This is a genomic window from Marinobacter sp. LV10MA510-1 (genome assembly GCF_002563885.1).
Lineage (GTDB): Bacteria > Pseudomonadota > Gammaproteobacteria > Pseudomonadales > Oleiphilaceae > Marinobacter.
Genome location: NZ_PDJA01000001.1, coordinates 3575213 through 3601211 on the forward strand (window position 1 = coordinate 3575213; position 25999 = coordinate 3601211).

Consider the following 25999-nt stretch of genomic DNA (forward strand, 5'->3'; position numbering starts at 1 on the left):
CTGCGAGGTTACAAAAGCTCGCTCAGGGAATCAACCACGGCATTGGCTCCCAGTGCCTGCACGGGGTTGCCAAAATTGTAGCCGTAGGTGACGGCCACGCACGGAATTCCCGCGGCTTTGGCGGCCTGCACATCGGCGGCCGAGTCGCCGACCATTACCGTAGTGGCTGGTTGGCCGTTCAGTTTTTCCATGGCGTACAGCAGGGGTTCCGGGTCGGGCTTTTTGTTGGCCAGAGTGTCGCCGCCAACAATTAGCTGAAAATAACCGTCGAGTTTCAGCTGTTTCAACAAGGGCGCAACAAACTGCTCGGGCTTGTTGGTGACGATCGCCATCGGGCAGTTCATTTGCCGCAATCGATTCAGGCAGTCGATTACGCCTGGATACACTTTGGCATGCTGGCCGTTGGCTGTTTCATAGTACTGGAAGAACAGCGCCATAGCCTCTTCGAATAGGGCTTCATCTGCGGCGCTGGCCGGTTGCCAGTCGGCTTTACCCGCCAGAGCGCGCCGAATCAATATCGCGGCGCCGTGGCCTACCCACTGGCGCACCTGATCAATGCCGGTAGGGGGGCGATCCAGCCGTTCCAGGGTTTGGTCAACGGCAGCGGCCAGGTCCAGCGCGCTGTCGACCAGGGTTCCGTCCAGATCAAACAGGGCGGCGGCTGGCCAGCGTGCGTTAAAAAGACTTTTCAGAGTCATGGCAGGTTCCGTTTAAAAGCCCAGAGTTTTACTGGCGTGTTCAAGTTCGGCGCGCATGGCGTCGATGGTGGCCTTGTAATCATCGGTACTGAAAATGGCCGAACCGGCAACAAAGGTATCGGCACCCGCTTCGGCAATTTCGCGAATATTGTCGGTTTTTACTCCACCGTCTATTTCCAGGCGGATATTGTAATTGCTGGCGTCTATACGCTTGCGCGCTTCGCGCAGTTTATCCAGAGTGCCGGTGATGAACTTCTGGCCGCCAAAGCCCGGGTTTACCGACATCAGCAGAACCATGTCGAGTTTGTCCATTACGTAGTCCATGTACTGGAGCGACGTTGCAGGGTTAAACACCAGTCCGGCCTTGCAGCCGCCATCGCGGATCAGTTGCAAAGAACGGTCCACGTGCTGGGACGCTTCCGGGTGGAAGGTGATATAGCTGGCGCCGGCATCTATGAACTTGCGAATCAGGTCGTCCACCGGAGACACCATAAGGTGGACGTCAATGGGCGCCGTAACGCCGTGTTTGCGCAACGCCTCGCAAACCATGGGGCCGATGGTCAGATTGGGCACGTAATGGTTGTCCATAACATCAAAATGCACCACATCGGCACCGGCGGCCAATACGTTGTCGACTTCCTCGCCCAGACGGGCAAAATCGGCAGAAAGGATGGAGGGTGCGATCAGGTACGGATTCATGGTTCGCCTCTGGCTGTCGGCCGGATCGGTTCCGGCATTTCGGTATGGTTAGTGCTGTGGCTGTTATTGCTGCTGTGCACGGCTGCGGCTGCTAGTCTATCAGCTCACAAGGGTTTTTCGCAGCGTGAGAGCGCAATGGGTGGCAATGTAAGTGATGGATAATCGTTTGTTGTTATTTATTGGGTTATTGGTGTTGTTGGCCACGGCTTTGGTGCAAGCGCAAGACGAGCCTGCCGATGCGGTTCAGGCCAGTGGTGACGTCGCCGTTGCCGATGAGGCTGCGGAGCCAAATGCCAACCCTGACGATAAAGCAGCTGTGCCAGCTGACGCCCGGTCACAACGGGCCAGCGTGGTAACCGGTCAGGGCACCATGGCGCTGTTGCAGCAGTGGCCTCAGTCTGCTGTGTGGCTAGAGGTTGATGGCGCCGACGGCACACCGAATTCTGTGCTGTCGCTGGTTTTCACGCCATTGAAAAATGCAGCAACCACTGGCGTTGTGGTGCTGGCAGATGAAGGCCATAACGCTGGCGAAGGCTTTGTGACCGCCCTTGCCGGCGGCCTGGCTGATCGGGGGCTGACAGCTCTGACGCTGGGCCTGCGTGCGCCGACGGGTGGATTGAAACAGGTGATGGAGCGCGAACTGCCGCTGCCTGAAGCATCGCCCGCGGTACCCGCAGCAGAGGAAGGCCAGGTGCCACAGCCGGTGGGGGCCCAAGCTGCCGGGGCGTCCTCAAACGCAAATTCAAGCGCAAATCCAGACCCCTTGCTGATTGACGTAGTAGCGGGCACCGAGTTGTCTGAGGCGGAGTTGCAGTATCGGCAGGAGGTGGCTGCGCAGTTACGGGCGGCCGTTGGCTATCTGAAACGCGAGGGTTACCAGCAAGTGGTGCTTGTGGGCGTTGGCCGGGGCGCCAATTTTGCCACTGCGTTGCCAGAACTGGCTGAAAGTGCGGGTCTGGTTTGGCTGTTGCCCAGGTTTTATCCCCGTGACCTTAAAGAACTGGCAGAACGTTTTACCGAAACCCCCCGCTTACGTGTGTTAGATGTGCAGGCGGTGCGCGGCAACCGGGCACAGAGCGCGATGCAGCGCACGACCGTTATGAACCAGGTTGAGGTTGCGCATTACCAGCGCCAGCGAGTAGCGGTGCAAGAGCCTGTGCAAGCGCGGCAAGGTGACGCTTTGGCCAGCCGCCTGGAGGCGTGGATAAAAGCGGATAGCAAGCCTGCTATGGATTAGCAGACGGCTTGGCGCCAGGCGCAGCGGCCGAACGAGTTACGGCATCACCATTATAATGGCTTATGGCGTTGTTTAATGAACTCCCAGGCTTGCTGATAGCGCAGCAGGCGTTCTTTTGCGGCCGCCAGTTCGGCGCGGGTCAGTTGTTGCTGGGCGAGTTTGTCCGGATGTATTGAAGAAACCTTGCGGCGCCAGATACGTTTGGCCTCTTGTAGAGAATCGTGGCGGGTAATGCCCAGAATCTCGCAGGCGTCCTGGTAGCTTTTCGGTGCCGGGGGCAGAATCGTCGCTTGCGGCCACACCTGGGCCGCGTAATGGTCAAATATGTCATCGCTTACGCCTACCGGTAAACCACTCTGCACTATGGCGTCTTCACAGCGGTAACGTCGCGCCTGTGATGGCCGGCCATGCAGCTGTGCGCTGTGGCACAGGCAAATGGCCAACATGACAGCCCGCTGTGCCAATAAGGGCGTAACCATTTTTAGCCACCAAGCCTTCAACGGCCCAAGTTGACCGGTGGTTTTGCCTTGGGTAAACCAGTGAGCGGCGCGCTTACGCTGGCGCCGATTCAAGTTCAGTGCGGCCATCAACGCTTCGGCGTAGTGAATGTCGGCCTTACCAACAATGCCCTCTGCCTTGGCAATATGGCCGAGAAAAAAGAACAGATAGCGCTTACCGAAAAGCGGCAGCCGCTGTTGCTCAAGCAGTTCTTCAGCCTGACTCTGGCAGTGTGTCAGTCGCGGAAGGAGATAGCGCAGGGCGTGATCGAGCCGCCGCGATGCCGGGCGTCTTTTTACCATTGGAAACCTCGCGAATCTCGAGAACCTCGAGAATCTGGCGCGCGCAACTGCTGGTCAAGCCAGCTGAGACGTACCGGTGTGCCTACATCCAGCCATTGACCGCCATGATGGACGCCTTTTACCCGATTCGCCGCGGCGGCCTGTTGTAATAACGGCCCGAGTTTGCCTGATTGGTCTGTTAACCCTGCAAACAGCCGGCGGTTAAGCAGGCTAACGCCGGTAAATGTCAGCCTGGGCGTGGTTTGATCACAGCCGATTCGGCCATCAGGTTCCAGCGCAAAGTCCCCTTGCGGGTTGTGTGCGGGGTTGTCGGTGAGCACCAGCAACGCGTCGGCATTGTCGGGTGGTTTTAATTCGCGCAAATCGAAATCGCACCAGATGTCGCCGTTAATCACCACAAACCAGTCATCGTCGGCGTCGGTCAGCATGGGCAGCGCGCGCACAATGCCGCCGGCGGTTTCCAGTGGTTCGCCTTCGCGGGAATAACTCAGCTTCAGGCCAAAGGCGTCACCCTTGCCCAGTACCTCTGCGATCTGCTCGCCAAGCCAGGCCAGGTTGATAATCACGTCACTGAAACCGCTGCGCGCGAGGCGCTGCAGGTGGTAGTAAATCAGCGGTTGCCCGCCGGCCTGCAGCAGCGGTTTTGGTGTGTGCAGGGTCAGCGGGCGCATGCGCTCGCCTTTGCCCGCGGCCAGAATCATAGCCTTCATGGCTGGTGCGCGCCGGGCACGGGGCCCAAGGTGGCTTCCACTGGCGGCACCACAGTGCTCAACAGCCAGTCATGGAAGGTGTGCAAGGCCGGCTGGCGGGCGCTCGCACTGCACAGGTATCCAAGTGTGCGGGGAATGTCATTGAGGTAGTCCGGCTTGCCATCGCGTAGCGCCAGGCGGGCGAAAATACCCGCGGCTTTCAGGTGGCGCTGCATACCCATCAGCTCGAACCATTGGTGAAACGTAGCCGCATCCGCGCTGTGCAGGCCGGCGTTAAGACTGCTCTGGCGATAGTTTTCTAGCCAGGTTTCCACGCGCTCGTGGGGCCACTGCACGTAGCAGTCCTTAAGCAGCGACACCAGATCATAAGTGACAGGCCCCATGACCGCATCCTGAAAATCGATGACGCCGGGGCGATCATCAATACCCGTTACCAGCAGATTGCGGGAGTGGTAGTCACGGTGCACTGGCACCCTTGGCTGTGCACTGGCGCTTTTTCGCAGCAGGGTAAATGTGGCGTTTAACATGGCAAGATCGCTGTCGTTCAGCTCGAGCCCTAGCTGGCGCTGAAGCAACCAGTCGCGGAACAGTGCCATTTCCCTATCCAGTAAATCGTTGCTATAAGCCGCCAGCGGGTAGTCAGGGTTGTCGGGCAGTTGTTGAATGCGCAGAAGTTCTGCCAGTGCGTTGCCGTAAAGTTTGTCTGTGTTAGCCGTGTTGAGCTGCCCCAGCAACAGGCGATCGCCAAAATCTTCCATCAGAAGAAGGCCCTGGGCCAGATCTTGCTGCAACATGGCGGGCACTTTCACGCCCTGGCTGCGCCAATGTTGGGCCAAAGTAACAAAGGGCTGGCAGTCTTCGTGCTCGGGCGGTGCGTCCATCACAATAAATGCCTGATCGGCTCGGGCTCCTTGTGTTTCTTGAATCCCTTGCACCTTCTGCCAGTCAGCGCTGCGCCATACCCGAAAATAACGCCGAAAGCTGGCGTCGCCGGCTACCGGCACCACGGCGGTGTCGGCAAAACCGGGGAATTGACTGACCCAGCAGGTCAGCAGTTGCAGACGGTGGTCCATGGCGCGCGGGTTTCCTTAAAGGGTGCAAGGCCGGTGCCCGCGGCTTGGATGCGGGCTTCTGGAGCACTAAACTACGAAGATCCGCGGTTGGAGTAAAGCTTGCTGCAACGGCGACTGAAAGAAAGTTAAGCACGCCCGGCGGGGGTTTCCGTTAACAAGCCGGGGGGCGCCGTGTAAACTGTCGATTCTCTCACCCACTGACCACAGGATAACGGCCACCGTGTTATTGCGTAATCACCCACGGCAGCATTCGTTTGGCCGCTTGCCGCGCTCGTTGGTCTGTCTGCTGAGCGGCGGAATCTTGGGTTGTGGCGGTTTGGCTGCGGCAGCACAACCGGCGCCATCGGCGGCTGAAATAGATTGGCGGCTGCGCGAGCAATTGCCTGCCAGCGCCCAGGCGCGCCTGCCGTCTTTTTGCGAGGGTGGTTATTTACCGGGCAGGAACACGGTTAAAGGCAGCGATGCGATGGTATCGCAGCAAAGTGGTGCCGGGCAGCCACTGCAAGCCAGCGGCCTGACGGCGCGCTACGAAATCGACAACGAATTGTACTTGCAGGGCGACGTGCGGCTGCGCCAGGGCAGCTTTCAGGTGACCGGCACCGAGGCTCGATACCGCCAGGCAGAGGGCCAGGTGGCCATTACCGGCCCTTTGACAAGCCGCGGTGACGGTTTTTTGCTGACCGGTGATTCCGCTAATTACAACGTCGAAAGCGGTCGCTTGGACATCAACACCGCAACCTTTTTGCTGCACGGGCCGGAGATGCGAGGCCAGGCACAGAGCCTGGCCCGAATCGGCGATAACGAAGTGCTTATCAGCCAGGGGCTGTTGACCACCTGTGGCCCGCAGCAGAATGACTGGGCCCTTGTGGCACAGGAGATCCGTTTGGATCAGGCAAAAGGTTTTGGCACCGCCAAACATTTGCGGCTGGAAGTATTGGATGTGCCGGTGTTTTATTGGCCCTGGGTTAGTTTTCCCATCGATGACCGTCGCAAGAGCGGGTTTCTGTATCCGGGATTTGGTACTTCCAACGCCGGCAGCGGTGGTTTTGTGGCGCTGCCTTATTACCTGAACCTGGCGCCCAACTACGACGCTACCATTACCCCCCAGTTCATTGGTGGCCGCGGTCTGTTTACCGAAGTGGAAGGCCGCTATCTGAGTAACTATGGCGAAACCTCGTTGCAGCTGGGTTATATCGATAACGATAATTTTTTCCGCGATGAAAACCCGGGCGAAAACGGCCAGCGCTGGGCGCTGGATGCCACCACCGAAGCAGCCTTGGGCCGAGGCTGGACGGGATACGGTGATTTTTCAGTGGTCAGCGATGACGACTACCTGAGTGACCTGAATCGCAGTCTGGATATCAACCAGGCGACTCATCTTCAGCGCCGCGGAGGTGTGCGTTATCAGGATGCCAGTCAGTACTTTGACGCGTATCTGAACGATTATCAGACGGTGGCGGAGCGCATCAAGGATGTGAACCTACCTTACGCCCAGTTACCGGAGGTTTTGTATTCGGGCCTGACAGATGCCGGCGCCCTGGAGCTGGGTGTTGAAAGTCAGTACACCTATTTCCAGCGCGACAATGATAACCTGAGCGGCCTTGATCGAGCCAATGGCCAGCGCTTTCGCCTGATACCGGAGCTGGCTCTGCCGATGCGCGCGCTTTGGGGCTATAGCAGACCCTCCGTTAGCGTAGACTATACTCGCTATCAGCTAGAAGATTACACCCTGGGCAGCGGCAACCTTGACCGCACGATTCCCGTGGCTGAGTGGGATAACGGCTTGTATTTTGATCGTCAAAGCAGCCTGTTCAACGTACCGTTTAACCAGACTCTGGAGCCGCGGTTGTATTACGCTTGGGCCGGCGCCGACGCTGACCAGAACCGCATTCCTGATTTTGACACGGATTTGAAGTCGTTCCGCTTTGACCAACTGTTTCAGCGTAATCGCTTTACCGGGGGCGATAGGGTAGGCGATACCAATCAGTTAACGGTGGCACTGACCAGCCGTTTTAATGACCTGCTGTCCGGTGCAGAACGCGCTCGTTTCAGCTTAGGCCAGATCCAGTATTTTGAGGATCGCGACGTCAGTCTGTTTGGGCTTGGCGCAGAAGACCGCAGTCGTTCGCCGATGGCGGCTGAAGTGGTGCTGAGCCCGCTGGACACCCTGGAAATTCGCAGTTCCTTACTGTGGGATCCGGATGCCAACCAAACCGAGGAAGGCCGTAGTCAGTTAACTTTCCATTCTCGCGATTACCGCTATCTGGCCAGCGTTGGTCACACCTACAGCAAGGGCAGTACCGCGGTGGCCCAGTTGGAACAGGCCGATGTGGGCGTGGTGTTCCCGGTCAGCAACAGCCTGAGCCTGATTGGGCGCTGGGTGCACGACACCGATCTGGACCGTACCGTGGGTTCGCTGGCGGGAGTGGAATACAATAATTGCTGCTGGAGCCTGCAGGTGGTACACCAGAATTACTTCACCGATGACCAGGAACTGGACAGCCGTATATTGTTCCAGATTCAGCTTAAAGGCCTGGGGGGCACCGGCGGCGCCTCTACCAGCATTGCCGACGCTATTTATGGTTTTGATGAGCGCGAACGCCGCCGCTTCAACATGCCGTAACACGATTTTGGAGCCCCTAAACGCTATGCCACTGTTTAACAACGAGGTGACTATGAAGGCGACCCTTCGCCACTGTGTAACAACCCTGATGCTGCTGTTGGCATTACTGCCGCTGGCGACCCAGGCCGATCGCCAACTGCTGGACCAAGTGGTTGCGATTGTTGATGACGACGTGATTCTGGCCACCGAGCTGGACGCCCGCATCAACACCATCGTTACCCGGCTGCAAGCCCAGGAAACCACCTTGCCTCCGCGCAGCTTGCTTCAGGAGCGGGTGCTGGAACAGCTGATTACCGAATCGGTGCAGCTGCAGATGGCGGGCAAAATGGGCATGCGCATCAGCGATAACGAACTGAACGAAACCATGGTCAGTATTGCCGGTCGCAATGGTATGAGCCTGGAACAGTTCGAGCAGCAGTTGGCCAGCGAAGGCGTCAGCTACCGTGATGCCCGCGAGCAGATCCGCAATGAACTGCTCACCAGCCGGGTTCAGCAGCGCCAGGTAGGCAGCCGTATTCGGGTAACAGACCGCGAAGTAGCAAACTACCAGCAGGCGCAGGAAGCCGGTGGTGGCAATACCGCCGAGTATCGCCTGGCTTACATTTTTATCGAAACCGAGGACCCCGGCAGCGATGCGTCGGTTCAAGCCGCTCGCAGCAAGGCCGAGACACTGCGCCAGCAGATTGTGGAAGGCCGGGACTTTCGTGCGGTTGCGGTAGCAGAATCGGATGCCAGCAACGCCCTTGAGGGCGGCGACATGGGCTGGCGCGTTGAAAGCCAGTTGCCGTCGCTGGTAGCTCCAGTGGTGCCAGACCTGGTGGTGGGTCAGCCGTCTGAAGTACTACAGAATAGCAGCGGTTTTCACTTGGTGATGGTGATGGAACAGCGCGGTGGCGAACAGCAGAAACTGGTTCAGCAAAACCGGGTAAGGCATATTCTGGTACAGCCGTCTGACGCGATTACCGAAGCCGAAGCCGAGGATAAAGTTCGCGATCTTTTTGAAAAATTGCAAAACGGGGCTGATTTTGCCGAGCTGGCCAAGGCCGAGTCTGACGATACCGTATCGGGTTCTGACGGCGGTAATCTGGGTTGGGTAAACCCCGGGCAGATGGTGCCAGAATTTGAACAAGCCATGCAAAATGCCACCGTGGGACAGATTGAAGGCCCGGTGCGTTCCCAGTTCGGTTGGCATCTGTTGCAGGTGCAAGAGCGTCGGCAGAAAGACATGAGCGACGAATTCCGCGAATCTGAAACTCGCCAGACCCTTTATCAGCGCAAGTTCGAAAATGAACTGCAGAACTGGCTGCGGGAAATTCGTGATGAGGCATTTGTCGAGTTCAAGCCGGGCTATGCCGAAAGCAGTGACACTGAGGCTGCCGCCGACCTAGATGAAAATGCATCATGAGTGAGCGGATTACCCTGGCCCTGACCGCTGGCGAACCCGCCGGCATTGGGCCTGAGTTGTGCTTGCAGCTAGCCACTCAGGAGCGGCAGGTAGGCATTGTTGTGGTGGCAAGCCAGCCGTTGCTGGAAGCCCGTGCCCGCTTGCTGGGGCTAAGCGTTCAAATCATAGCCTGGCAGCCCGGCATGCTAGCCACTACGGCCGCCGGCGAGCTGTCGGTCATGCACGTTAACGGTTGCAGCAGTAATCAGGCTGGCCAACTGGATACCGGCAACAGCCAATACGTGCTGGATACCCTGACTTGCGCTGCCGAAGGCTGCCTGAACGGCACTTTTGACGGCATGGTGACCGCGCCGGTGCACAAGGGAGTGATTAACGACGCAGGCATCGCTTTTAGCGGCCACACCGAGTTCCTGCAGGAATTGTGTGGTGTTGAGCGGGTGGTCATGATGTTGGCCACCGAAGAATTGCGGGTGGCGCTGGTAACCACCCACTTGCCCCTTAAAGACGTGTCGGCGGCCATAACCCCCGAACGCCTGAGCCAGGTGGTGCGGATTCTGAACGCCGACCTGAAAACCTTTTTCAATATTGCCCGGCCGCGCATTCTGGTGGCCGGACTGAACCCCCACGCCGGCGAAGGCGGGCACTTGGGGCGTGAAGAAATTGAAGTGATTGAGCCCACACTGGAACGGTTGCGCGCTGAGGGCATAACTCTGACTGGCCCGTTGCCAGCAGACACCTTGTTTACGCCGCACTGGCTTGATGACGCCGACGTCGCACTGGCAATGTTTCACGATCAAGGCTTGCCAGTGTTGAAATTTCAGGGTTTTGGTCGCGCGGTAAACATTACCCTCGGCCTGCCCATTGTGCGCACCTCGGTGGACCATGGCACCGCGCTGGATTTGGCCGGTACCGGCAAAGCCGACGGCGGCAGCCTGTTAACAGCCATTCGCGTGGGTGAACAAATGGCCCGTGGTTTGCGCGCCAATCAGATGAAGAGAGAAATACCGTGAGCAGACAACCCGGCCATCAGGCCCGCAAGCGCTTTGGCCAGAACTTCCTGCACGATCCCGGCGTTATCGAGCGCATTGTGCGCTCTATTGCCCCCAAGCCCGATCAGTCCATTGTAGAAATTGGCCCTGGCCTGGGCGCCATCACCGAAGAAATTCTGGCGGTGAATCCGCGCCTGCAGGTGGTGGAGCTGGATCGCGATTTGATACCCATATTGCGCACTAAGTTCTTTAACTATCCAGAATTTCGCATTCACCAGGCCGACGCGCTGAAGTTCGACTTTAACGAACTGGCGGGCGAGCAGCCGCTGCGGATTATTGGCAATCTGCCCTATAACATTTCAACACCGCTGATCTTTCACTTGCTGGCCCAGAGCGGCGTAGTTAAGGACATGCACTTCATGCTGCAAAAGGAAGTGGTGCAGCGCATGGCGGCGATTCCGGGCGACAACAATTATGGCCGTCTGGGCATCATGACCCAGTATTTCTGCAAAGTGCAGCCACTGTTTGAAGTTGGGCCGGATGCCTTCCGCCCTGCGCCAAAAGTGGATTCGTTCATTGTCCGGCTGGTGCCCTACACCACCTTACCGCACCCGGCTAAAGACCTGGGTACGCTGCAGGCGGTGGTGCGCAGTGCGTTCAACGCCCGCCGTAAAACCCTGCGCAAGGCCCTGGGCGGTTTTGTTACCGCCGCCGAGCTCCAGCAGTTAGGGATCAATGATGGCCTGCGCCCGGAAAATCTTGGTCTGGCAGAGTATGTCGCCATCGCTGACTATCTGGTGACACGTGTACCGGGCGCTGACCTCAAGGCGCCCGGAGCTGGCAATGAGTGACCGCTTATGAGTGAGTATGCCGTTGGCGACATTCAAGGGTGTTACGACGCTTTGCAGCAGGTTTTAGACAAGGTCGGATTCTCGCCGTCGCGGGACCGTCTGTGGGTAGCGGGAGATTTAATCAACCGCGGTCCTCAGTCCCTGAAAACACTGCGCTATATTGCCAACCTGGGCACCAGCGCCGAGGTGGTTCTGGGCAATCACGACCTGCACCTGCTAGCCGTGGCTATGGCCGACCACAAGACAAAGCGTAAAGACACTCTCGACAGCATTCTTACGGCGCCTGATCGCGATCAGCTACTGGATTGGCTGCGCCAGCAAAAACTGTGCGTTTATGATCCCAAGCGCGACCTGTTGATGGCCCACGCCGGGCTTCCTCATATCTGGACGGTGGAGCAGGCCTGCACCCACGCTCGCGAAGTAGAACAGGTGATCCGTGGCCCGCAAGCCGCCGAATACTTTGCCGGCATGTACGGCAATCAGCCCGCAGGCTGGCAGCCTGGCCTGAGCGGTATGGACCGCTGGCGGGTGATCACCAATTACTTTACCCGTATGCGCTTTATCTCCGCCGGGGGTGCTTTGGAGTTAACAGCCAAAGAATCTGTGGACACCGCACCTGAAGGCTTTGCGCCCTGGTTTGACTATGCCCGCGACGACAGTACTCGCGTGGTGTTTGGCCATTGGGCCGCACTGGAGGGCCATACCGGACAAAAACGCTTTATCGGCCTGGATACCGGCTGCGTCTGGGGCGGAGCACTGACCATGATGAACCTGGATAGCGAGGAGATCACCTCTTGTGACTGCTAAGCGTTCTAAATCCGGACTCGCTGGCGAGGCTGGCGGGCAGGCCGTTGCTCGTCCGGCGCTGATGATCTGGGCTTTGGTAACGGGTGCTGTACTGGCATTGTTTGCGGTAATGGCGGGTGCTTTTGGCGCCCACGGCCTGCGCGATGTGGTGGATGCTCGTGGCCTGGAAGTGTTTGAAATGGCTGCGACTTACCAGATGTACCACGCCCTGGGGCTGGTTCTGGTGGCCGTACTGGCCGGCTTTGGCTTGTCGCGCAAGCTGCTGACGGTGGCGGCGGCTTTTATGCTGGCCGGTGTCGTTTTGTTCAGCGGCAGTCTGTATGCGCTGGTGCTGGTTCAAACCAAGGGCCTTGGTTTGATTACGCCCATCGGTGGGCTGTGTTTTATGATCGGCTGGCTGCTGCTTGTGGTAGCAGCACTCACATTTAACGCGGATTCAAAACGGATTGAATAAGGTAACGGCTATGAAATTGACAGTGAACGGCGAGCCAATGGCGCTGCCAGCCGGCGCCACCGTGGGTGCCTTAATAGAGCATCTGGGTTTGGCGGGCAAACGCTTGGCCATTGAACTGAACGAAGACATAGTGCCCCGCAGCCAGCACGCAGACACGGCGCTGACTGAGGGCGATCAGATAGAAGTGGTGCGCGCCATTGGTGGCGGCTGACCGTTAATAACCAGACGCTTTGCGCAGAATCTCTCGCACGGGCTGCCACAAACTGGGCGCGGTTATCAGTATATCTTTGCCCCATAAGTCCGCGGGTTGATTCTCGGGTACGTCGCCGAAGTGTCCGGCGCGGGCGCCGGCTTCTATGGCAATCAGCCTTGCCGCGGCAAAATCCCAGGGGCTGACATTTTCGTAGTACACATCCAACCGGCCGCAGGCCACCCAGCATATATCCAGAGCCGCAGAGCCAATTCGGCGCAAATCACGGCATTGGTGAATCATTGCATCCAACCGCTTTAACAGCGGTTCCAGCGTGTCTTTTGTATAAGGGAAACCGGTGGCAAACAATGCTTGGCGCAGTTCGCTGGCGTTGCTGTGGCGGATCGCCTGGCCGTTTAGGGTTGCCCCATCACCGCGGGTAGCGCGGAAGGTTTCACCTTTGCCGTTCTGGCCGGCGAAGGGTGCGTGCACAACGCCTGCCTGTACCTGGCCGCGCTCGGCGTAGGCGATGGAAACGGCTACTTGTGGGTGTCCGTAGGCGTAGTTCACGGTGCCGTCGATCGGGTCAATCACCCACAGCGGCGTATCGATGTGCTCGGCCTGAGTCAGGTCGGGCATGGTTTCTTCCGACAGAATGCGATGTTCCGGAAAGCGTTTGCGGATGGCACCGGTAATGAACTCGTCCGCCATTATATCGGCGTGAGTCACAAGCTCAGTTTGCTGTTTGTAATCGGTACGCAGGGTGTTGTGATCGCGCTCATGGCGAATCAGCTCTCCGGCTTCAAGAGCCAGGGCTTGGGCGAAATCGGTGATCTCGTATAGGGAAATAGAGTCAGACATGGTGCCTCCTGGCCGTAAAGCGGTTTTCAAAGCCGGTGGGTATCAAGTTCGGTGTGCACAATGTTCCGGCCTAACATAATAATGCGGCCGCTATAACGTTCTTCGCCTGTGGTGGTGAAGTCAAACATAAAGCGCCGCCATACTCGCAGCTGTCCGCCGCTGTCGCGTTTTACCCACACACCGCGCAGGTACACAACGTCATCCAGCAGCATCACATCCATGGTTTTGCAGTAGCGCTTGGCCGCAACCAGCACGCCATCTTTGATGGCCTTGGCCCGCCACCAGTACCAGGTAGCGAAGCCAAGAACAAACAGCCAAAACAGATTGAGCAGCGTCAATGCGAATTAGCTGGCTGGGGCGTGGTTGGGGTGATCGCGATTTTCTCCATTGTCATCCTCATGCTTGTCTTTGCTGGCGGCGTTGTGGTCCCGCGCCAGCAGCACGTAAAACGCTGGCAGTACAAACACAGTGAGCACAGTACCAATGCCCAGCCCGGCAGTAATCGTGAGTCCGATCGCGAAGCGGCTTTGAGCGCCCGGTCCGGAGGCCAGCAGCAGCGGTACCATCGCGAAGATCAGCGCCAGTGACGTCATAATAATAGGCCGTAAACGAATAGATGCGGCTTGCACCACGGCATCCAGTCTATTCAGGCCTTTATCTTTTTGCAGCTGGTTGGCGAATTCCACAATCAATATGCCGTTCTTCGACACCACGCCTATCAGGGTAATCAGACCTACTTGGGTGTAGATGTTCATGGTAGCAAAGCCCAGCACAATAAACGCCATGGCTCCGGCTACCGACATGGGCACTGAGATCAAAATGATCAATGGGTCGCGCCAGCTTTCAAACTGCGCCGCCAGCACTAGATAAATCACCAAGAGCGACAGTAAGAAGGTCACCATCAAAGCGTTGCCCTGTTTTGCTTGCTGACGGGTTTCGCCCTTGTAGTCAAAACCAAAGCCTTGGGGGAATATGTCCGCCGACGTCTGCTCCATGAAGTCCATGGCGGTGCCAGAGGCCACACCAGGTGAAACCACGCCCTCAAGGGTCAGCGAATTTTGTTGGTTGAACTGGGTACGGTTCGATGGTTCTACATCGCTGCTGAAAGACACCACGCTGGACAAAGGCACCAGAGCGCCGTTGTCGGCACGAATGTAGTAATCCTTCAGAGCCTGTTCGTCTGTGCGGAAGTTTCGATCCACTTGGGGAATAACCTGATAGGAGCGGCCTTCCATATTGAACCGGTTAACGTAACCGCCGCCGAGCATACTGCTCAGCTGCTGGCCAACGTCTCTCATCGACAGGCCCAGGTCTGCTACCCGATCACGATCCACATCGATGCGGGTAACCGGCTTGTCAAAGCTGATGGACGTGCGCAGGAACAGGAAGTTGCCACTTTGCATGGCCGCGCCTACCAGTTCGTCGGCAACGCTGCTCAATTGCTCGTAACTGCCACCGGTGGTCACTACAAACTGGAACGGCAGACCGCCGCCAGAACCGGGTAGGGCGGGTGGCGCGAACACCGCCGTTTGCAGACCGGTCACTTTGCTCAGTTCGGCGGTCATTTTAGGCTGCACTTCAAACTGGGTTATGTCGCGCTCTGCCGAGGGCTTCATTTTTAGTCCGCCAAACACCGCGTTTGGCGCAGTGAAACCCAGAACCATAAAGTCTTCGTAGTAGCCGTCGACGGTCGATAACCGATCTTGAACTTCTTTCCCGTTTTCGAGCAAATAGTCGAGGGTGGAGGTTTGGGGGCCCAGACCCTGGTAGAACAAAATGCCCTGATCTTCGGTCGGCGCCAGTTCATTCTGGCTCATGGTGACCATGAAGTAGATTGAGCACAATATCGCCAAGGCAAAAAACACCACCACCGACTTGGTTTTCATCAGCGACACAAGGGCCGTGGAATAACCATTGGCAATGCCCTGGAAGGTGCGCTCTACCAAGTGTTCGAATTTGCCGGGATCGCCGTGGGGTTTAAGAACTTTTCCTGACAGCATGGGCGACAGGGTCAAGGCTACAATCCCGGAAATCACCACGGTGCCAGCCAGAGTAAAGGCGAACTCGGTGAACAGTGAGCCTACAAGGCCCCCCATAAAGCCGATGGGCGCATACACTGCTACCAGGGTTGTTGTCATCGCGATAATGGGAACGGCCATTTCCCGGGCGCCATGGATCGCCGCATCGTATCGTGATTCGCCGTTTTCAATGTGCCGGTGAATGTTTTCCACCATGATGATGGCGTCATCCACCACCAGGCCGATTGCGAGCACCATTGAAAGAAGGGTCAGCAGGTTCAGCGAGAAGCCAAACAGCAGCATTATAAACACACCGCCTACCAACGATAGTGGAACCGCAATAGCGGGAACTATAGAGGCGCGCACAGAACCCAGGCATAAAAACACGACGATCAAGACAATCACCATCGCTTCGGCCAGGGTTTTGATCACTTCGCTGATGGAGTCCTCTATAAACTGTGAGCCGTCGTAAGCCAGCTGAACCTCAAGGCCTGCGGGCACCTGACTGCGAATACCCGGCAGTTCATCTTTCACCAGTTTGGCCACGGTTAGCGGGTTAGCGCCGGGGGCTAGCTCAATAGCGGTGAAGGTGGCCGGGATGCCTTTGTACATGGCGAGCTGGTCGTAAGATTGTGCGCCCAGTTCAACTCGCGCAATGTCCTGCAAGCGGATCTGGGTGCCGTCTTTCTGTTTTACCACGAGTTGTTTGAAGTCTTCAGGGTCGGCAATGTCGGTGTTGCTGGTCAGCGCTACCTCGGTAAACTCACCTCTGGTGGTGCCAACTGCGGCCTGATAGTTATTCGCACGCAACTGATCGACAACCTCTACCGGGGTCATGTTCACCGCAGCCAGGCGTTCCGGGTCCAGCCACACCCGCACAGCAAACGTGCGCCCGAGCAACTGAGCCTTACCGACGCCGCTAATCGCTTGCAACTGGGGCTGCACAACCCGGGTCAGGTAGTCGGTAATTTGCGGTACGCTTAATGCACCTTCACTGTAAAACGCGATGTACATCAGTGCAGTGGAGTCGCCGGTGCTGGAGCTGATGACCGGGTCTTGGGCTTCGGCCGGCAAAACGTTACGTTGGCTTGCCACTTTCGACTGAATCTCGGCAAGGGCCGCATTGGCGTCGTAGTTTAGATTCATGTGGGCTGCTATGGTTGAAGAGCCCTGGGCACTGGTCGAAATCAGATAGTCGATACCGCTTGATTCAGCGATGGCCTGTTGAAGTGGCGTAGTGATAAAGCCTTGAATCAGGTCTGAGCTGGCGCCTGGATAAGCGGTAGAGACGGTGACGGTGGTGGTTTCCAGCTGCGGGTACTGGCGTATTTCCAGGTCCATGGCCGCGCGAACACCCAGCAGCATAATTAGCAGGCTTATGACGATTGCCAGCACCGGGCGCTGGATAAATATATCAGTGAAACGCATTATTCAGACGCCTCCTGTTGACCCTGGCTTGCATTCTTTTCAGCGTTGTCACTGGCTTCCTGAATCTTCACGGGCTGGCCCGAGCGCAATCGCAGCAGGCCCTTGGAGACGACTGTTTCGCCCGCTTCCAGGCCCTCAAGAATCGCAACCCTGTTTTCACGGGCATTGCCCGAGCGAACACTGCGACGTGTGACCACTTTTTGGCCTTGATCATTGTTTTCTACTACAAAGGCGAAATCGCCGTAAGTGTTGTAGGAAATTGCGGTGCGCGGCACGGTCACTACGGTTATATCGTCAGGCTGACGAGTACTCACCGTGGCAAACATGCCCGGGCGCAGCCGCTGGTCGCGGTTGGCAAGGGTAGCGCGAATGCGCACGCCGCGGGTGTCGGCGTTCACCGACGTATTGATGGCGCTGACGGTGCCTTTGAATTCAGTATTTGGTGCCGCAGCAACGGTGGCCGCCACAGCATAGCCCACGGCTACGTCGGGTAGATTCTTTTCCGATAGGGTGTAATCAACGTAAATAGGGTCCAGCATGTTGATTTCAACAATCGGCGTGCCGGTGGCAATGTACTGCCCCTGATCCACCAGACGGATACCCAATGTGCCGTCAAAAGGTGCGCGAATTACTTTTTTACTGAGCTGGGCTTCGGCTTCGTTCACACGGGCGTTGGCGGCATCGTAGTTAGCCTTGGCTTGATCATACTGTGACTGCGATACCGCGCGTCTCGGCAACAGATCGGCAATGCGCTGGAACTCCTGGCGGGCGAGCTGGGCCTCGGCGCCGCGGGTGCGCAGGGCCGCTTCTTCAATGGCGGCGTCCAGACGAATCAGCACGTCACCCGTGCTGACAAGGTCGCCGGATTCAAAATTGATCTGCTGAATAACGCCTGGCACTTCATTGGCTACATCAATGCCATTCACCGCCACGATGCTGCCCACGGCCTTCACGGCCGGTGTCCACTGCTCGGTCTGCGATTGCACCACCGAGATTTCCGCTGGCGGCGGCGGTTGTGACATTTGCTCCTGCATCTGGCCAGTTTGCCAGAATGTGTATCCGAAAATACCGCCAAGAACGACGCCGAGAAGAACGATAACAATAACGAAGCGAAAAGCAGTACGCATGATGACAGACCTTGATAATTCAGATTACGCCCCGTATTAGCACAGGAATGGCAGGGGGAATTAGGTTAAGCCGCAAAGCATAGCATCCTATAAAAGTGGCTGAAACGTTCATCTGCTTTTATAGATAGACTCGGACACGGGTGTTGCTCGACGGCATCACTGAAACTCCGTTGAAAATGTGTCCTATCTGGCTTTGTACAGGTATTCGGTGACAGAATTACGGCCGAAGTTACTATGGGGATCAACGCATGCACTGGATTTTGGGAATTGCTCTGGCTGCCGGGCTGTTTGTAGTGTTGCGGCAATGGGGGACCTTGTCGCCGGAAAAGAAAAAAGCGGCCACCTGGAAGGCCATTCTTATCGGCGGTGGCGGGCTGTTGCTGCTGATGGTGCTGACGGGCCGCATTCACGTTTTGACGGCCGCTGTTGCCGCTTTGCTGCCGTTGCTGAGAAAGCTGCCGGCGCTGTTGAAATATCTGCCCTTTATTCAGCGCACTCTTAATGGTCAAGCTAATAATGGTCAAGCGGGCAATGGCCAGGGCAGCAGTAATAAGGGTAGCACCGACGGTGAGGAGCGCCAGCGGGCTGGCGCTGATGTGGCCGGGCAGGTCAGCGAGCGTGAAGCCTGCGAAATTCTTGGCGTTACGCCCGGGTGCAACCGCGATGACATCGTGATGGCCCATCGCCGGCTGATGCAAAAAATTCACCCCGACCGCGGCGGCAACGACTATCTGGCAGCCAAAGTTAACGAGGCAAAACGCGTGCTGCTGCGTGGGGCCAAAACATGAGCCTCAGGGTAAAATATCCACCCGCACGCGAATCTCACTGCTTCGATTTTCACTGCTATTAACCTGGTACACAATGCCGGAATTTTCGCGGCTTTCGCTGCGGTCAACGCCACCCAGAGATACCCACTGCCCGGGTTGAACCTGGCGAATGGTCATCAGCGCTTCGGTGTCATAACCCGGCAGGGCCGGGGCGTCCTGCTCAAACGACATAATACTGAGTTCTATATTCTGCGGTGAAATCATCCGTGGAGTAACCACAAAGCCGCTGCGGGTTTCCACCAGCTGCAACAACACGGCTGGATTTCGTCCGCCACGGGCCGCGAACGGTAAGCTGCGAATTTGGCCGGCACTGATCTGAGCCGATTGCCCGTCTTGCACAATTAATGAGCGCTCGCGATTGCCGGATGATCTGGTCGTTTTGCTCTGGGCACTGATGGTAACGGTGTTGCGATTACTTGACGCGTTATTTTGAGTCAGGTTGACGCCGCCACCGCTGCGTTTGCCGCCGATATCTTCCCGAGACTGCACGCTGATGCGTAGCTGCGCCGTAGCAACGTCCAGTTGCTGAATAATTTGATCGATTTCGTCCAGCAGACGGGTTTCGCCGCGGGCTACAATTTTCTGCCCAACAACGGTGACATTCACTTCTTCGTAAAGATCGCGAATTTGCGCGGCCACATCAGCAGCCGGGCGTTGGTTCAGGTTGTAAGCCCGGCTTTGGCTTGCCGCAAAGGCATTAGTTGAAACCAAAAACAGGAGGAACGTAATAAACAGCACCATTACGTTTGACGCTGTGAGGCGGGAAATACTGGGACAATTCATCGGGTACTCCGCGATTTGGGCTGACGCCTGCCATTGACAGCGCCAGATAAAAACTTTGCATAAGTGGTTGCCAAGTTGAAAACAGGCCGGTTATAGTAAAAAGCATGAAGACTCAGCCAGCAATTTGCCAATTAAATGTTCAGCAAGCTTTCGGTAGTGAACCGTCAGCGGCGGCATTGGCTGTTTCGTTTTGGTGGCGCGACTTTGGCTTTTATTTTAGCCAGACCCCGGGCCGCCCTTAGATCTTCATCACCGTACAACGAGGAAGGCAGCCCGGCAGACCACCCAGGCTGCCACCGGAATCAAAAACCCCGACTGGTAGCCCAGCCGGGGTTTTTGATTTTGGAACAGGGAAACGGACACACCGCCATGAATATGCCATTAAGTGTTGTTGAGAATGCAGTAGAGAGCGCGATAGAGAATGCCGTAGAGAACGCGGTAGTAAGCCCCCCGGCCCGTCGCCGTGAGGTGGCTTTGCCCACGCCCGATCAATTGCGTGGGGATTTTCCGCTGGTGGCGAAGCTTGAGGCGCAGATTGAACACCAGCGCCAGGCGATTCGTAATATCCTCAACGGAGCAGATGACCGCCTGCTGGTAGTGATCGGACCATGCTCCATTCACGACGAAGTAGCCGCCCTGGAATACGCGCAAAGACTGAAACAGCTGGCGGCGGATGTTAGTGACCGCATGCTGATTGTGATGCGCGCTTACCTGGAGAAACCCCGCACCACAGTTGGCTGGAAAGGTCTGTTATACGATCCTGAACGCAGCGGGCGGGGCGATTTGCATCAGGGCTTGGTACGCTCGCGGCAATTGTTGCTGAATCTGGCGGCCACCGGCCTGCCGCTAGCCACTGAAGCACTGAGTCCGTTTGCCATGGATTACCTGGGGGACCTGGTGAGCTGGACGGCTATTGGTGCCCGCACCACGGAATCGCAGCTGCATCGCGAAATGGCCAGCGGCCTGCCAATGCCGGTGGGTTTTAAAAATGGCACTGACGGCGGCATCGCGGTGGCCACCAATGCCATGCAGTCCGCGACCCACGGCCACCATCATCCAGGGCTGTCTGCCAGAGGCACGCCGGTAATGATTTCTACCGAGGGCAACGCTGACACCCATCTGGTTTTGCGTGGTGGTCGCGGTATCACCAATTACGACAGCCACAGCATTGCCCGCGCAACCCATGCGCTGCAGCAGGCCGGCCTGAAGCCGGCGGTGATGGTGGACTGCAGTCATGATAACGCCTGTAAACAACACGAGCGCCAGCAAGAGATAGCGCGGGATGTTGTCGCCCAACGGCGCGCTGGTAATCGCCACATTTGTGGGCTAATGCTGGAAAGCTTTTTGCAGCCGGGCCGGCAGAACGACAGTGCAGACCTTCAATACGGCTGCTCGATTACCGATCCGTGCCTGGGATGGGAGCAGACAGAGGCTCTGCTCCGCTCACTGTAGACAGCAATAACTGGCCGGCCAAGAGCAGCAGCACACCGCCCATCAGCCGGTCCAGCCAGTGACCGAAACGGTTAAAGCCCTTGCGTACCCTGGGCTGGCTAAAGAACACAGTCACCAGGCTGAACCATAAAAAAGTGGCCAGAGCCATATACAGGCCATAGCCGGCTTGTACAAAAACCGGTGTGCCGGGGCTGATAATCACCGAAAACAGCGAGACAAAAAAGAGCGTGGCTTTGGGGTTGAGCGCGTTTGTCAGAAAGCCCAGGCGCAGCGCCGCCATTTGGCTTTGGCGCGGTGCTTTTGCAGCCTCCACGTAAACCCCTCCCGCTTTGGCACGCAGGCATTGCACCGCGATCCATGTCAGATACAGCGCGCCAATCACTTTCAAAATGCTGAACAGCAGCACCGATTGCTGAATAAGCAGCCCTATGCCCAACAGTGAATAAGCCACATGCACTAAAATTCCCGCGCCTATGCCTGCGGCCGTTAACAGAGAGTTTGCGCGGGTTTGGCACAGTGCCTGGCGCAACATAACCGCGAAGTCGGGCCCAGGGCTGGCGACCGCCAGAAAATGCACTAGAACGACGATCAGAAATTCTGGCCAGAACGTGTTCATGCCACGTGCCCCTTGTGTGGATCGGATGAGGGGCGGTATTGTGAAACACAACGCATTGATATGCCAAGTACAAACGGCTGCTATAGTAATTGTTCAAGATACGTTCACAAGGAGGCTGTTATGAAACAGCGAAAGGTTGAGGTAGCCATTATTGGCGCCGGCACCGCCGGCATGGTTGCTTACCAACGGGCGCGTAAACACACCGACAGTGTGCTACTGATCGAAGGCAAGCAGTACGGTACAACCTGCGCCCGGGTAGGATGTATGCCCAGCAAGCTGTTGATTGCCGCCGCCGATGCGGCCCACGCAGCACGCAGTACAGGCCTTTTCGGAATAACCTGCCCCACAGTTGCGGTTGATGGTGAGGCGGTGATGGCACGGGTGCGATCGGAACGGGATCGGTTTGTTGCATCTGTGGTGAAGTCGGCAGAAAGCTATCCTGAGCAAGATCGGTTGCACGGTAATGTACGTTTTGCCTCGCCGCACTGTTTAATGGTGGGCGACCATACCGAAGTGACGGCTGAGCGCATCGTCATAGCGACCGGCTCGCGCCCCAATATTCCGGGGTTTTTGAAAGAAGCCGGAGATCGCCTGGTGGTCAATGACGACCTGTTCGACTGGCATGACTTGCCGGCCTCGGTGGCGGTGTTTGGTCCCGGAGTCATTGGCCTTGAGCTGGGCCAGGCACTGGCGCGGCTGGGCGTGCGCATTCGCATGTTTGGTGTGGGTGGAAGCCTGGGTTCGCTGCAAGACCCGCAGCTGCGTGACTACGCGTTAAAAAGCTTCAACCGCGAATTCCCGCTGGACCCCGACGCCGATGTCACGGCGGTTGCGCGCAGTGCCGAGGGTGTCTCCATAAGTTTTAAAAACGCCGACGATAAGATCGTAACCGAAGAATTCGACTATCTGCTGGCAGCAACCGGTCGGCGCCCGAATATTGACGGGCTGGATATACAAAACGCCGATCTGCAGCTGGACGACCACGGCATACCGATTTTCGATAGTTATACTCTGCGCTGTGGCGACAGCCACATATTCATTGCTGGCGACGTGAACAACGAAGTGCCTTTGCTGCACGAAGTCGCTGATGAAGGGCGTATTGCTGGCGACAATGCTGGCCGCTATCCGGATGTTCGCGCAGGTTCACGCAAAGTGCCGCTGGCGGTGGTGTTTACCGACCCGCAGATTGCTACAGTGGGGCTGACTATCCAGCAGGTGGATGAGCGTTGCCGCGGCCATTACGCAGTGGGAGAAGTCAGCTTTGAAAATCAGGGCCGCAGCCGGGTAATCGGGAAAAACCGCGGACTGCTGAGAGTGTACGGTGAACACGGTAGCGGTTTGTTTATGGGCGCCGAGATGTTTGGCCCTGCCGCCGAGCACATTGCCCATTTGCTGGCCTGGTCGGCTCAGCGCCGAATGACGGTGAGTGAAATGCTCGACATGCCGTTCTATCACCCGGTGATTGAAGAAGGTCTGCGCAGTGCCTTACAAGACCTGAGTCGTAAACTCAGTATGGGCCCTGCTGCTGACAGCAACTGCATGGACTGCGGTCCGGGCGTATGACGTTTGGCCGGTCTGGATTAACGTTTGTTATGGAGCTTGGGTGCCACATGGCCTTGAAATTAACCTGAAGCGGGCCCAAGTCTAACCCTATTGCGGCGATCAACTGGTTAAACTTCCGCTTTGCCGCGCGCGGCGCCACAGTGGTGATAATGTCATCGAACGTCAAGGAGACGAATATGAGTAAGAACTTTCTTGGTTTGGATACTGCGAAAACTCAGAAGCTGGCGGATTCGCTGAATGACTTGCTGTCTAACTATCAAATATTTTACATGAACGTGCGTGGTTATCACTGGAACATCAAGGGTGATAATTTCTTTGAGTTGCACGTTAAATTTGAAGAACAGTACGACGCGTTGCTGCTGAAGATTGATGAAATTGCCGAGCGTGTTTTGACTTTGGGCCACCACCCCGCCCACGCTTACAGCACCTACATGGAGCGGTCTGACATCCCTGAGCGTAAAGACGTGTCTAACGGCAAAGACGCCGTGCAGAACATAACAGAAAGCTTTGTAAAATTGATTGGCAAACAGCGCGAACTGCTGAGTTTGGCCAACGACGCCGACGATGAAGGCACCGCGTCGCTGATGAGTGATTACATTGCCGAACAGGAAAAAACCCTGTGGATGTATCGCAGCTACCTGGGCCAGTAAGCCCCGGTTAATGCGAAAAATGGCGGCCATGTGGCCGCCATTTTTCTATCTGCCAGTAAATTTTCGCTAATACGACGAACTCATACCGAACCATTCAGGGAAAATCACAATCAGCGCCAGCACAAACACCTGCAGGAGGATGAATGGAAGCACCCCCTTGTAGATGTCGACCGTTCGCACTTCCGGTGGTGCGACCCCCCTCAAGTAGAACAGAGAGAACCCGAAAGGTGGGGTCAGGAAGCTGGTTTGCAGGTTCATGGCGATAAGAATGGCAAACCAGAGCATGTTGATGCCCAAGGCTTCGGCCACCGGCGCCAGAATGGGCACGATGATGAAGGAGATTTCGACAAAATCGATGAAGAAACCCAGCACCATAATCACCAGCATGGCCAGAATGATAAAGCCCCATTTCTCGCCCGGCAGCGCCAGCATCCACTCTTCCAGCAGGTAATCGCCGCCGGTGTAGCTGAAGACCATAGAGAAGGCAGTTGCACCGACCAGGATGGCGAACACCATGGCCGTCACTTTGACCGTGTCTTTCGACGCACCCCAAACCATCTGGAATGAGAATTGCCGGTAGATTATGGCGAGAACAATAGCGCCAACACCACCCAGTGCTGAGGATTCTGTGGGTGTCGCAATGCCGGTAAAAATCGAGCCAAGCACAATGACAATCAGCGCTAACGGCGGGATGATCGCCAGCAGCGCATTCATGACTTCCTTTTTACGGGAAATACTGCTGTCCTCAGGCATGGCCGGAGCCGTTTCGGGCTTGAAGCGGGTCATGATCAGGATATAAACAATATAGAGCCCGATAAGAACCATGCCCGGTCCGACGGCGGCCCTGAACAGATCGCCGACTGGCAGCCCGAGCACATCGCCCAGAATAATCAGAATGATCGACGGTGGAACGATCTGGCCCAGCGTACCCGCCGCACAGATGGTGCCGGTTGCCAGGCGCCTGTCGTAGTTGTGAGCCAGCATGACCGGCAGGGAAATCAGGCCCATCGCCACCACGCTGGCGCCCACAACGCCGGTGGAGGCTGCAAGCAGGGCGCCCACTAGAATAGTAGAGATAGCCAGGCCACCCGGCAGGCCGCCAAACAGACGCCCCATGGAGGTAAGCAACTGTTCGGCCAGGCGTGTACGCTGCAGGACGACGCCCATGAAGATGAACAGGGGCACAGCCATCAAAACAGTATTCTGCATAACGCTCATGATGCGATAAGGCATAAAGGCAAACAGATCCATGCCCTCTGCAAACACACCAAAGAACAAAGCAAGACCGCCAAAGGTGAAAGCGACAGGGAAACCCAGCATCAGCATGAAGAGGGCGACAGCGAACATAATCATGCCAATCATGCGAGTCCTCCCGCGCTGTGTTCACCTTCGTATTGTTTTTCACCAGACATAACCCGCAGGGCGAAGGTTGCCATGTTGAGGCCTGCCATGGCGATAAAAAACGCTGAGACTGGAATCACGGCTTTGATAATCCAGCGATAGGGCAGGCCACCCGGATCACCGCTGCCTTCACCCATACTGTAGGAGTCTAGCGCGAAATCGTAGCCGTAAAGGCCAATCAAATAGGCGAATGGCACGACAAATATCAGAGCGCCTGTCAGGTTCACCCATGCCTTGGTTTTGTTGCTCCATTTCGTATAAAGCACGTCAACCCGAACATGGCCGTCTGTGCGCAGGGCATAGGGAATACCAAACAGGAAGACCACGGAGTAAAGGTGCCACTCCATTTCCTGCATACCGATGGATACTTGGTCAAATGCGTAGCGGGCAACAACGTCGTAAAAAACGTTACCAACCATCAATATCATGGCGACACAGGCGATCCAGCCGCAAAAATTAGAGAGGCGCGCAAGGCCCTCGTCCAGCTTTATAATCCACTGCATTCACAATCCTCCGCCAGGGCGCTGGCGATTCTGCTATAGCTAAAAACAACAAAACCGGGATCGCTCTCAGAACGAACCCGGCTCTATTACAAACTGTATCTTACTCTACTGTGCCCATCGTGTTCAGGTATGCCTGCTCAGAAATTTCGGTATAAGCGCGGCTTTGAGCGAGATAGTCTTTCTGGGATTTTATAATCCGGGCCGCTTGCTCGTTGCTTTCAGAAGCTTCTTTTT

Annotated in this window: 25 protein-coding genes; 12 read left to right on the top strand and 13 right to left on the bottom strand. The window is 56.7% G+C overall.

The annotated features are described in order from the left end of the window. Positions 1–8: 8 nt before the first annotated feature. Positions 9–698, bottom strand: a complete 690-nt coding sequence (locus ATI45_RS17265; protein ID WP_098420866.1) for a phosphoglycolate phosphatase — start codon at positions 696–698, stop codon at positions 9–11. A 12-nt stretch (positions 699–710) separates the two neighbouring features. Further along, positions 711–1397 carry a ribulose-phosphate 3-epimerase gene (rpe, locus tag ATI45_RS17270; protein WP_098420867.1) on the bottom strand — a complete coding sequence of 229 codons (687 nt, stop codon included), beginning with the start codon at positions 1395–1397 and terminating at the stop codon, positions 711–713. Between the two features lie 166 nt (positions 1398–1563). Here rpe and ATI45_RS17275 point away from each other — a divergent pair, with 166 nt between their 5' ends. Beyond that, the gene (locus ATI45_RS17275; protein ID WP_228736005.1) at positions 1564–2634 is read left to right on the top strand and encodes a DUF3530 family protein; all 1071 of its coding nucleotides are present in this window, start codon (positions 1564–1566) and stop codon (positions 2632–2634) included. A gap of 50 nt (positions 2635–2684) precedes the next feature. Here ATI45_RS17275 and ATI45_RS17280 read toward each other — a convergent pair whose 3' ends face one another. From ATI45_RS17280 to ATI45_RS17290, 3 genes are read right to left on the bottom strand one after another with little or no spacing between them, the layout of a single operon-like run. Beyond that, positions 2685–3434, bottom strand: coding sequence for a molecular chaperone DjlA (locus tag ATI45_RS17280; protein ID WP_098420869.1), 750 nt, complete (start codon positions 3432–3434; stop codon positions 2685–2687). Continuing rightward, positions 3428–4144 carry an N-acetylmuramate alpha-1-phosphate uridylyltransferase MurU gene (gene murU / locus ATI45_RS17285; RefSeq protein ID WP_098420870.1) on the bottom strand — a complete coding sequence of 239 codons (717 nt, stop codon included), beginning with the start codon at positions 4142–4144 and terminating at the stop codon, positions 3428–3430. The genes ATI45_RS17280 and murU overlap by 7 nt, the downstream gene beginning before the upstream one ends. Then, positions 4141–5217, bottom strand: coding sequence for an aminoglycoside phosphotransferase family protein (locus ATI45_RS17290; protein ID WP_098420871.1), 1077 nt, complete (start codon positions 5215–5217; stop codon positions 4141–4143). The genes murU and ATI45_RS17290 overlap by 4 nt, the downstream gene beginning before the upstream one ends. A gap of 220 nt (positions 5218–5437) precedes the next feature. On the opposite strand from ATI45_RS17290, the gene ATI45_RS17295 reads away from it, so the two are divergent. The 7 genes from ATI45_RS17295 to thiS are packed head-to-tail and all read left to right on the top strand — an operon-like array spanning position 5438 to position 12557. Continuing rightward, positions 5438–7840: an LPS-assembly protein LptD gene (locus tag ATI45_RS17295; protein WP_098420872.1), complete on the top strand. Its 2403-nt coding sequence runs from the start codon at positions 5438–5440 to the stop codon at positions 7838–7840. Positions 7841–7892: 52 nt separating this feature from the next. After that, the gene (locus ATI45_RS17300; protein WP_098421801.1) at positions 7893–9245 is read left to right on the top strand and encodes a peptidylprolyl isomerase; all 1353 of its coding nucleotides are present in this window, start codon (positions 7893–7895) and stop codon (positions 9243–9245) included. Further along, positions 9242–10255: a 4-hydroxythreonine-4-phosphate dehydrogenase PdxA gene (gene pdxA, locus ATI45_RS17305; protein ID WP_098420873.1), complete on the top strand. Its 1014-nt coding sequence runs from the start codon at positions 9242–9244 to the stop codon at positions 10253–10255. The genes ATI45_RS17300 and pdxA overlap by 4 nt, the downstream gene beginning before the upstream one ends. Then, entirely contained in the window at positions 10252–11085 is an 834-nt protein-coding gene (rsmA, locus tag ATI45_RS17310) for a 16S rRNA (adenine(1518)-N(6)/adenine(1519)-N(6))-dimethyltransferase RsmA (protein ID WP_098420874.1), read from the top strand. Before pdxA ends, rsmA begins: the two co-directional genes overlap by 4 nt. Before the next feature lie 6 nt (positions 11086–11091). After that, entirely contained in the window at positions 11092–11892 is an 801-nt protein-coding gene (locus ATI45_RS17315; protein WP_098420875.1) for a symmetrical bis(5'-nucleosyl)-tetraphosphatase, read from the top strand. After that, on the top strand, positions 11882–12346 hold the full coding sequence (locus tag ATI45_RS17320; RefSeq protein WP_098420876.1) for a DUF423 domain-containing protein: 465 nt from the start codon (positions 11882–11884) through the stop codon (positions 12344–12346). The genes ATI45_RS17315 and ATI45_RS17320 overlap by 11 nt, the downstream gene beginning before the upstream one ends. Before the next feature lie 10 nt (positions 12347–12356). Then, the gene (thiS, locus tag ATI45_RS17325; RefSeq protein WP_098420877.1) at positions 12357–12557 is read left to right on the top strand and encodes a sulfur carrier protein ThiS; all 201 of its coding nucleotides are present in this window, start codon (positions 12357–12359) and stop codon (positions 12555–12557) included. A gap of 3 nt (positions 12558–12560) precedes the next feature. Here thiS and ATI45_RS17330 read toward each other — a convergent pair whose 3' ends face one another. From ATI45_RS17330 to ATI45_RS17345, 4 genes are read right to left on the bottom strand one after another with little or no spacing between them, the layout of a single operon-like run. Further along, a complete protein-coding gene (locus tag ATI45_RS17330) occupies positions 12561–13397 on the bottom strand; it encodes an inositol monophosphatase family protein (RefSeq protein ID WP_098420878.1) in 837 nt (278 codons plus the stop codon). Positions 13398–13423: 26 nt separating this feature from the next. Then, on the bottom strand, positions 13424–13735 hold the full coding sequence (locus ATI45_RS17335) for a DUF3301 domain-containing protein (RefSeq protein ID WP_098420879.1): 312 nt from the start codon (positions 13733–13735) through the stop codon (positions 13424–13426). Between the two features lie 6 nt (positions 13736–13741). Further along, on the bottom strand, positions 13742–16843 hold the full coding sequence (locus tag ATI45_RS17340; RefSeq protein ID WP_098420880.1) for an efflux RND transporter permease subunit: 3102 nt from the start codon (positions 16841–16843) through the stop codon (positions 13742–13744). Continuing rightward, positions 16843–17970, bottom strand: a complete 1128-nt coding sequence (locus tag ATI45_RS17345; RefSeq protein ID WP_098420881.1) for an efflux RND transporter periplasmic adaptor subunit — start codon at positions 17968–17970, stop codon at positions 16843–16845. The genes ATI45_RS17340 and ATI45_RS17345 overlap by 1 nt, the downstream gene beginning before the upstream one ends. Positions 17971–18218: 248 nt before the next feature. Between ATI45_RS17345 and ATI45_RS17350 the strand changes: the two genes are divergently transcribed. Beyond that, positions 18219–18758 (top strand): molecular chaperone DnaJ, encoded by a 540-nt coding sequence (locus tag ATI45_RS17350; protein WP_098420882.1) that lies wholly within the window; start codon positions 18219–18221, stop codon positions 18756–18758. A 3-nt stretch (positions 18759–18761) separates the two neighbouring features. On the opposite strand, the gene ATI45_RS17355 is transcribed toward ATI45_RS17350, so the two are convergent. Further along, positions 18762–19580 carry a secretin gene (locus ATI45_RS17355; RefSeq protein WP_179888424.1) on the bottom strand — a complete coding sequence of 273 codons (819 nt, stop codon included), beginning with the start codon at positions 19578–19580 and terminating at the stop codon, positions 18762–18764. Between the two features lie 369 nt (positions 19581–19949). Here ATI45_RS17355 and ATI45_RS17360 point away from each other — a divergent pair, with 369 nt between their 5' ends. Further along, a complete protein-coding gene (locus ATI45_RS17360) occupies positions 19950–21032 on the top strand; it encodes a 3-deoxy-7-phosphoheptulonate synthase (protein WP_098421803.1) in 1083 nt (360 codons plus the stop codon). On the opposite strand, the gene ATI45_RS17365 is transcribed toward ATI45_RS17360, so the two are convergent. Then, positions 20977–21648: a LysE family translocator gene (locus ATI45_RS17365; protein ID WP_098420883.1), complete on the bottom strand. Its 672-nt coding sequence runs from the start codon at positions 21646–21648 to the stop codon at positions 20977–20979. The two genes, ATI45_RS17360 and ATI45_RS17365, sit on opposite strands and share 56 nt — an antisense overlap. Before the next feature lie 120 nt (positions 21649–21768). Here ATI45_RS17365 and ATI45_RS17370 point away from each other — a divergent pair, with 120 nt between their 5' ends. Next, positions 21769–23211 (top strand): dihydrolipoyl dehydrogenase, encoded by a 1443-nt coding sequence (locus ATI45_RS17370; RefSeq protein WP_098420884.1) that lies wholly within the window; start codon positions 21769–21771, stop codon positions 23209–23211. A gap of 176 nt (positions 23212–23387) precedes the next feature. Further along, positions 23388–23861 (top strand): Dps family protein, encoded by a 474-nt coding sequence (locus tag ATI45_RS17375; RefSeq protein ID WP_007348420.1) that lies wholly within the window; start codon positions 23388–23390, stop codon positions 23859–23861. Positions 23862–23927: 66 nt separating this feature from the next. Here ATI45_RS17375 and ATI45_RS17380 read toward each other — a convergent pair whose 3' ends face one another. Then, entirely contained in the window at positions 23928–25223 is a 1296-nt protein-coding gene (locus ATI45_RS17380; protein WP_098420885.1) for a TRAP transporter large permease, read from the bottom strand. Beyond that, a complete protein-coding gene (locus ATI45_RS17385; protein ID WP_098420886.1) occupies positions 25220–25765 on the bottom strand; it encodes a TRAP transporter small permease subunit in 546 nt (181 codons plus the stop codon). The genes ATI45_RS17380 and ATI45_RS17385 overlap by 4 nt, the downstream gene beginning before the upstream one ends. Positions 25766–25999 lie beyond the last annotated feature (234 nt).

What these genes read in the sequence shown, in the direction of transcription:
- ATI45_RS17385 (WP_098420886.1), bottom strand. Translation starts at nt 25,765, where the DNA reads ATGCAGTGGATTATAAAGCTGGACGAGGGCCTTGCGCGCCTCTCTAAT.
- ATI45_RS17380 (WP_098420885.1), bottom strand. Translation starts at nt 25,223, where the DNA reads ATGATTGGCATGATTATGTTCGCTGTCGCCCTCTTCATGCTGATGCTG.
- ATI45_RS17345 (WP_098420881.1), bottom strand. Translation starts at nt 17,970, where the DNA reads ATGCGTACTGCTTTTCGCTTCGTTATTGTTATCGTTCTTCTCGGCGTC.
- pdxA (WP_098420873.1), top strand. Translation starts at nt 9,242, where the DNA reads ATGAGTGAGCGGATTACCCTGGCCCTGACCGCTGGCGAACCCGCCGGC.
- ATI45_RS17290 (WP_098420871.1), bottom strand. Translation starts at nt 5,217, where the DNA reads ATGGACCACCGTCTGCAACTGCTGACCTGCTGGGTCAGTCAATTCCCC.
- ATI45_RS17265 (WP_098420866.1), bottom strand. Translation starts at nt 698, where the DNA reads ATGACTCTGAAAAGTCTTTTTAACGCACGCTGGCCAGCCGCCGCCCTG.
- ATI45_RS17355 (WP_179888424.1), bottom strand. Translation starts at nt 19,580, where the DNA reads ATGAATTGTCCCAGTATTTCCCGCCTCACAGCGTCAAACGTAATGGTG.
- ATI45_RS17360 (WP_098421803.1), top strand. Translation starts at nt 19,950, where the DNA reads ATGAATATGCCATTAAGTGTTGTTGAGAATGCAGTAGAGAGCGCGATA.
- ATI45_RS17315 (WP_098420875.1), top strand. Translation starts at nt 11,092, where the DNA reads ATGAGTGAGTATGCCGTTGGCGACATTCAAGGGTGTTACGACGCTTTG.
- murU (WP_098420870.1), bottom strand. Translation starts at nt 4,144, where the DNA reads ATGAAGGCTATGATTCTGGCCGCGGGCAAAGGCGAGCGCATGCGCCCG.
- rpe (WP_098420867.1), bottom strand. Translation starts at nt 1,397, where the DNA reads ATGAATCCGTACCTGATCGCACCCTCCATCCTTTCTGCCGATTTTGCC.
- thiS (WP_098420877.1), top strand. Translation starts at nt 12,357, where the DNA reads ATGAAATTGACAGTGAACGGCGAGCCAATGGCGCTGCCAGCCGGCGCC.
- ATI45_RS17340 (WP_098420880.1), bottom strand. Translation starts at nt 16,843, where the DNA reads ATGCGTTTCACTGATATATTTATCCAGCGCCCGGTGCTGGCAATCGTC.
- ATI45_RS17370 (WP_098420884.1), top strand. Translation starts at nt 21,769, where the DNA reads ATGAAACAGCGAAAGGTTGAGGTAGCCATTATTGGCGCCGGCACCGCC.
- ATI45_RS17350 (WP_098420882.1), top strand. Translation starts at nt 18,219, where the DNA reads ATGCACTGGATTTTGGGAATTGCTCTGGCTGCCGGGCTGTTTGTAGTG.
- ATI45_RS17330 (WP_098420878.1), bottom strand. Translation starts at nt 13,397, where the DNA reads ATGTCTGACTCTATTTCCCTATACGAGATCACCGATTTCGCCCAAGCC.
- ATI45_RS17365 (WP_098420883.1), bottom strand. Translation starts at nt 21,648, where the DNA reads ATGAACACGTTCTGGCCAGAATTTCTGATCGTCGTTCTAGTGCATTTT.
- ATI45_RS17375 (WP_007348420.1), top strand. Translation starts at nt 23,388, where the DNA reads ATGAGTAAGAACTTTCTTGGTTTGGATACTGCGAAAACTCAGAAGCTG.
- ATI45_RS17300 (WP_098421801.1), top strand. Translation starts at nt 7,893, where the DNA reads ATGAAGGCGACCCTTCGCCACTGTGTAACAACCCTGATGCTGCTGTTG.
- ATI45_RS17280 (WP_098420869.1), bottom strand. Translation starts at nt 3,434, where the DNA reads ATGGTAAAAAGACGCCCGGCATCGCGGCGGCTCGATCACGCCCTGCGC.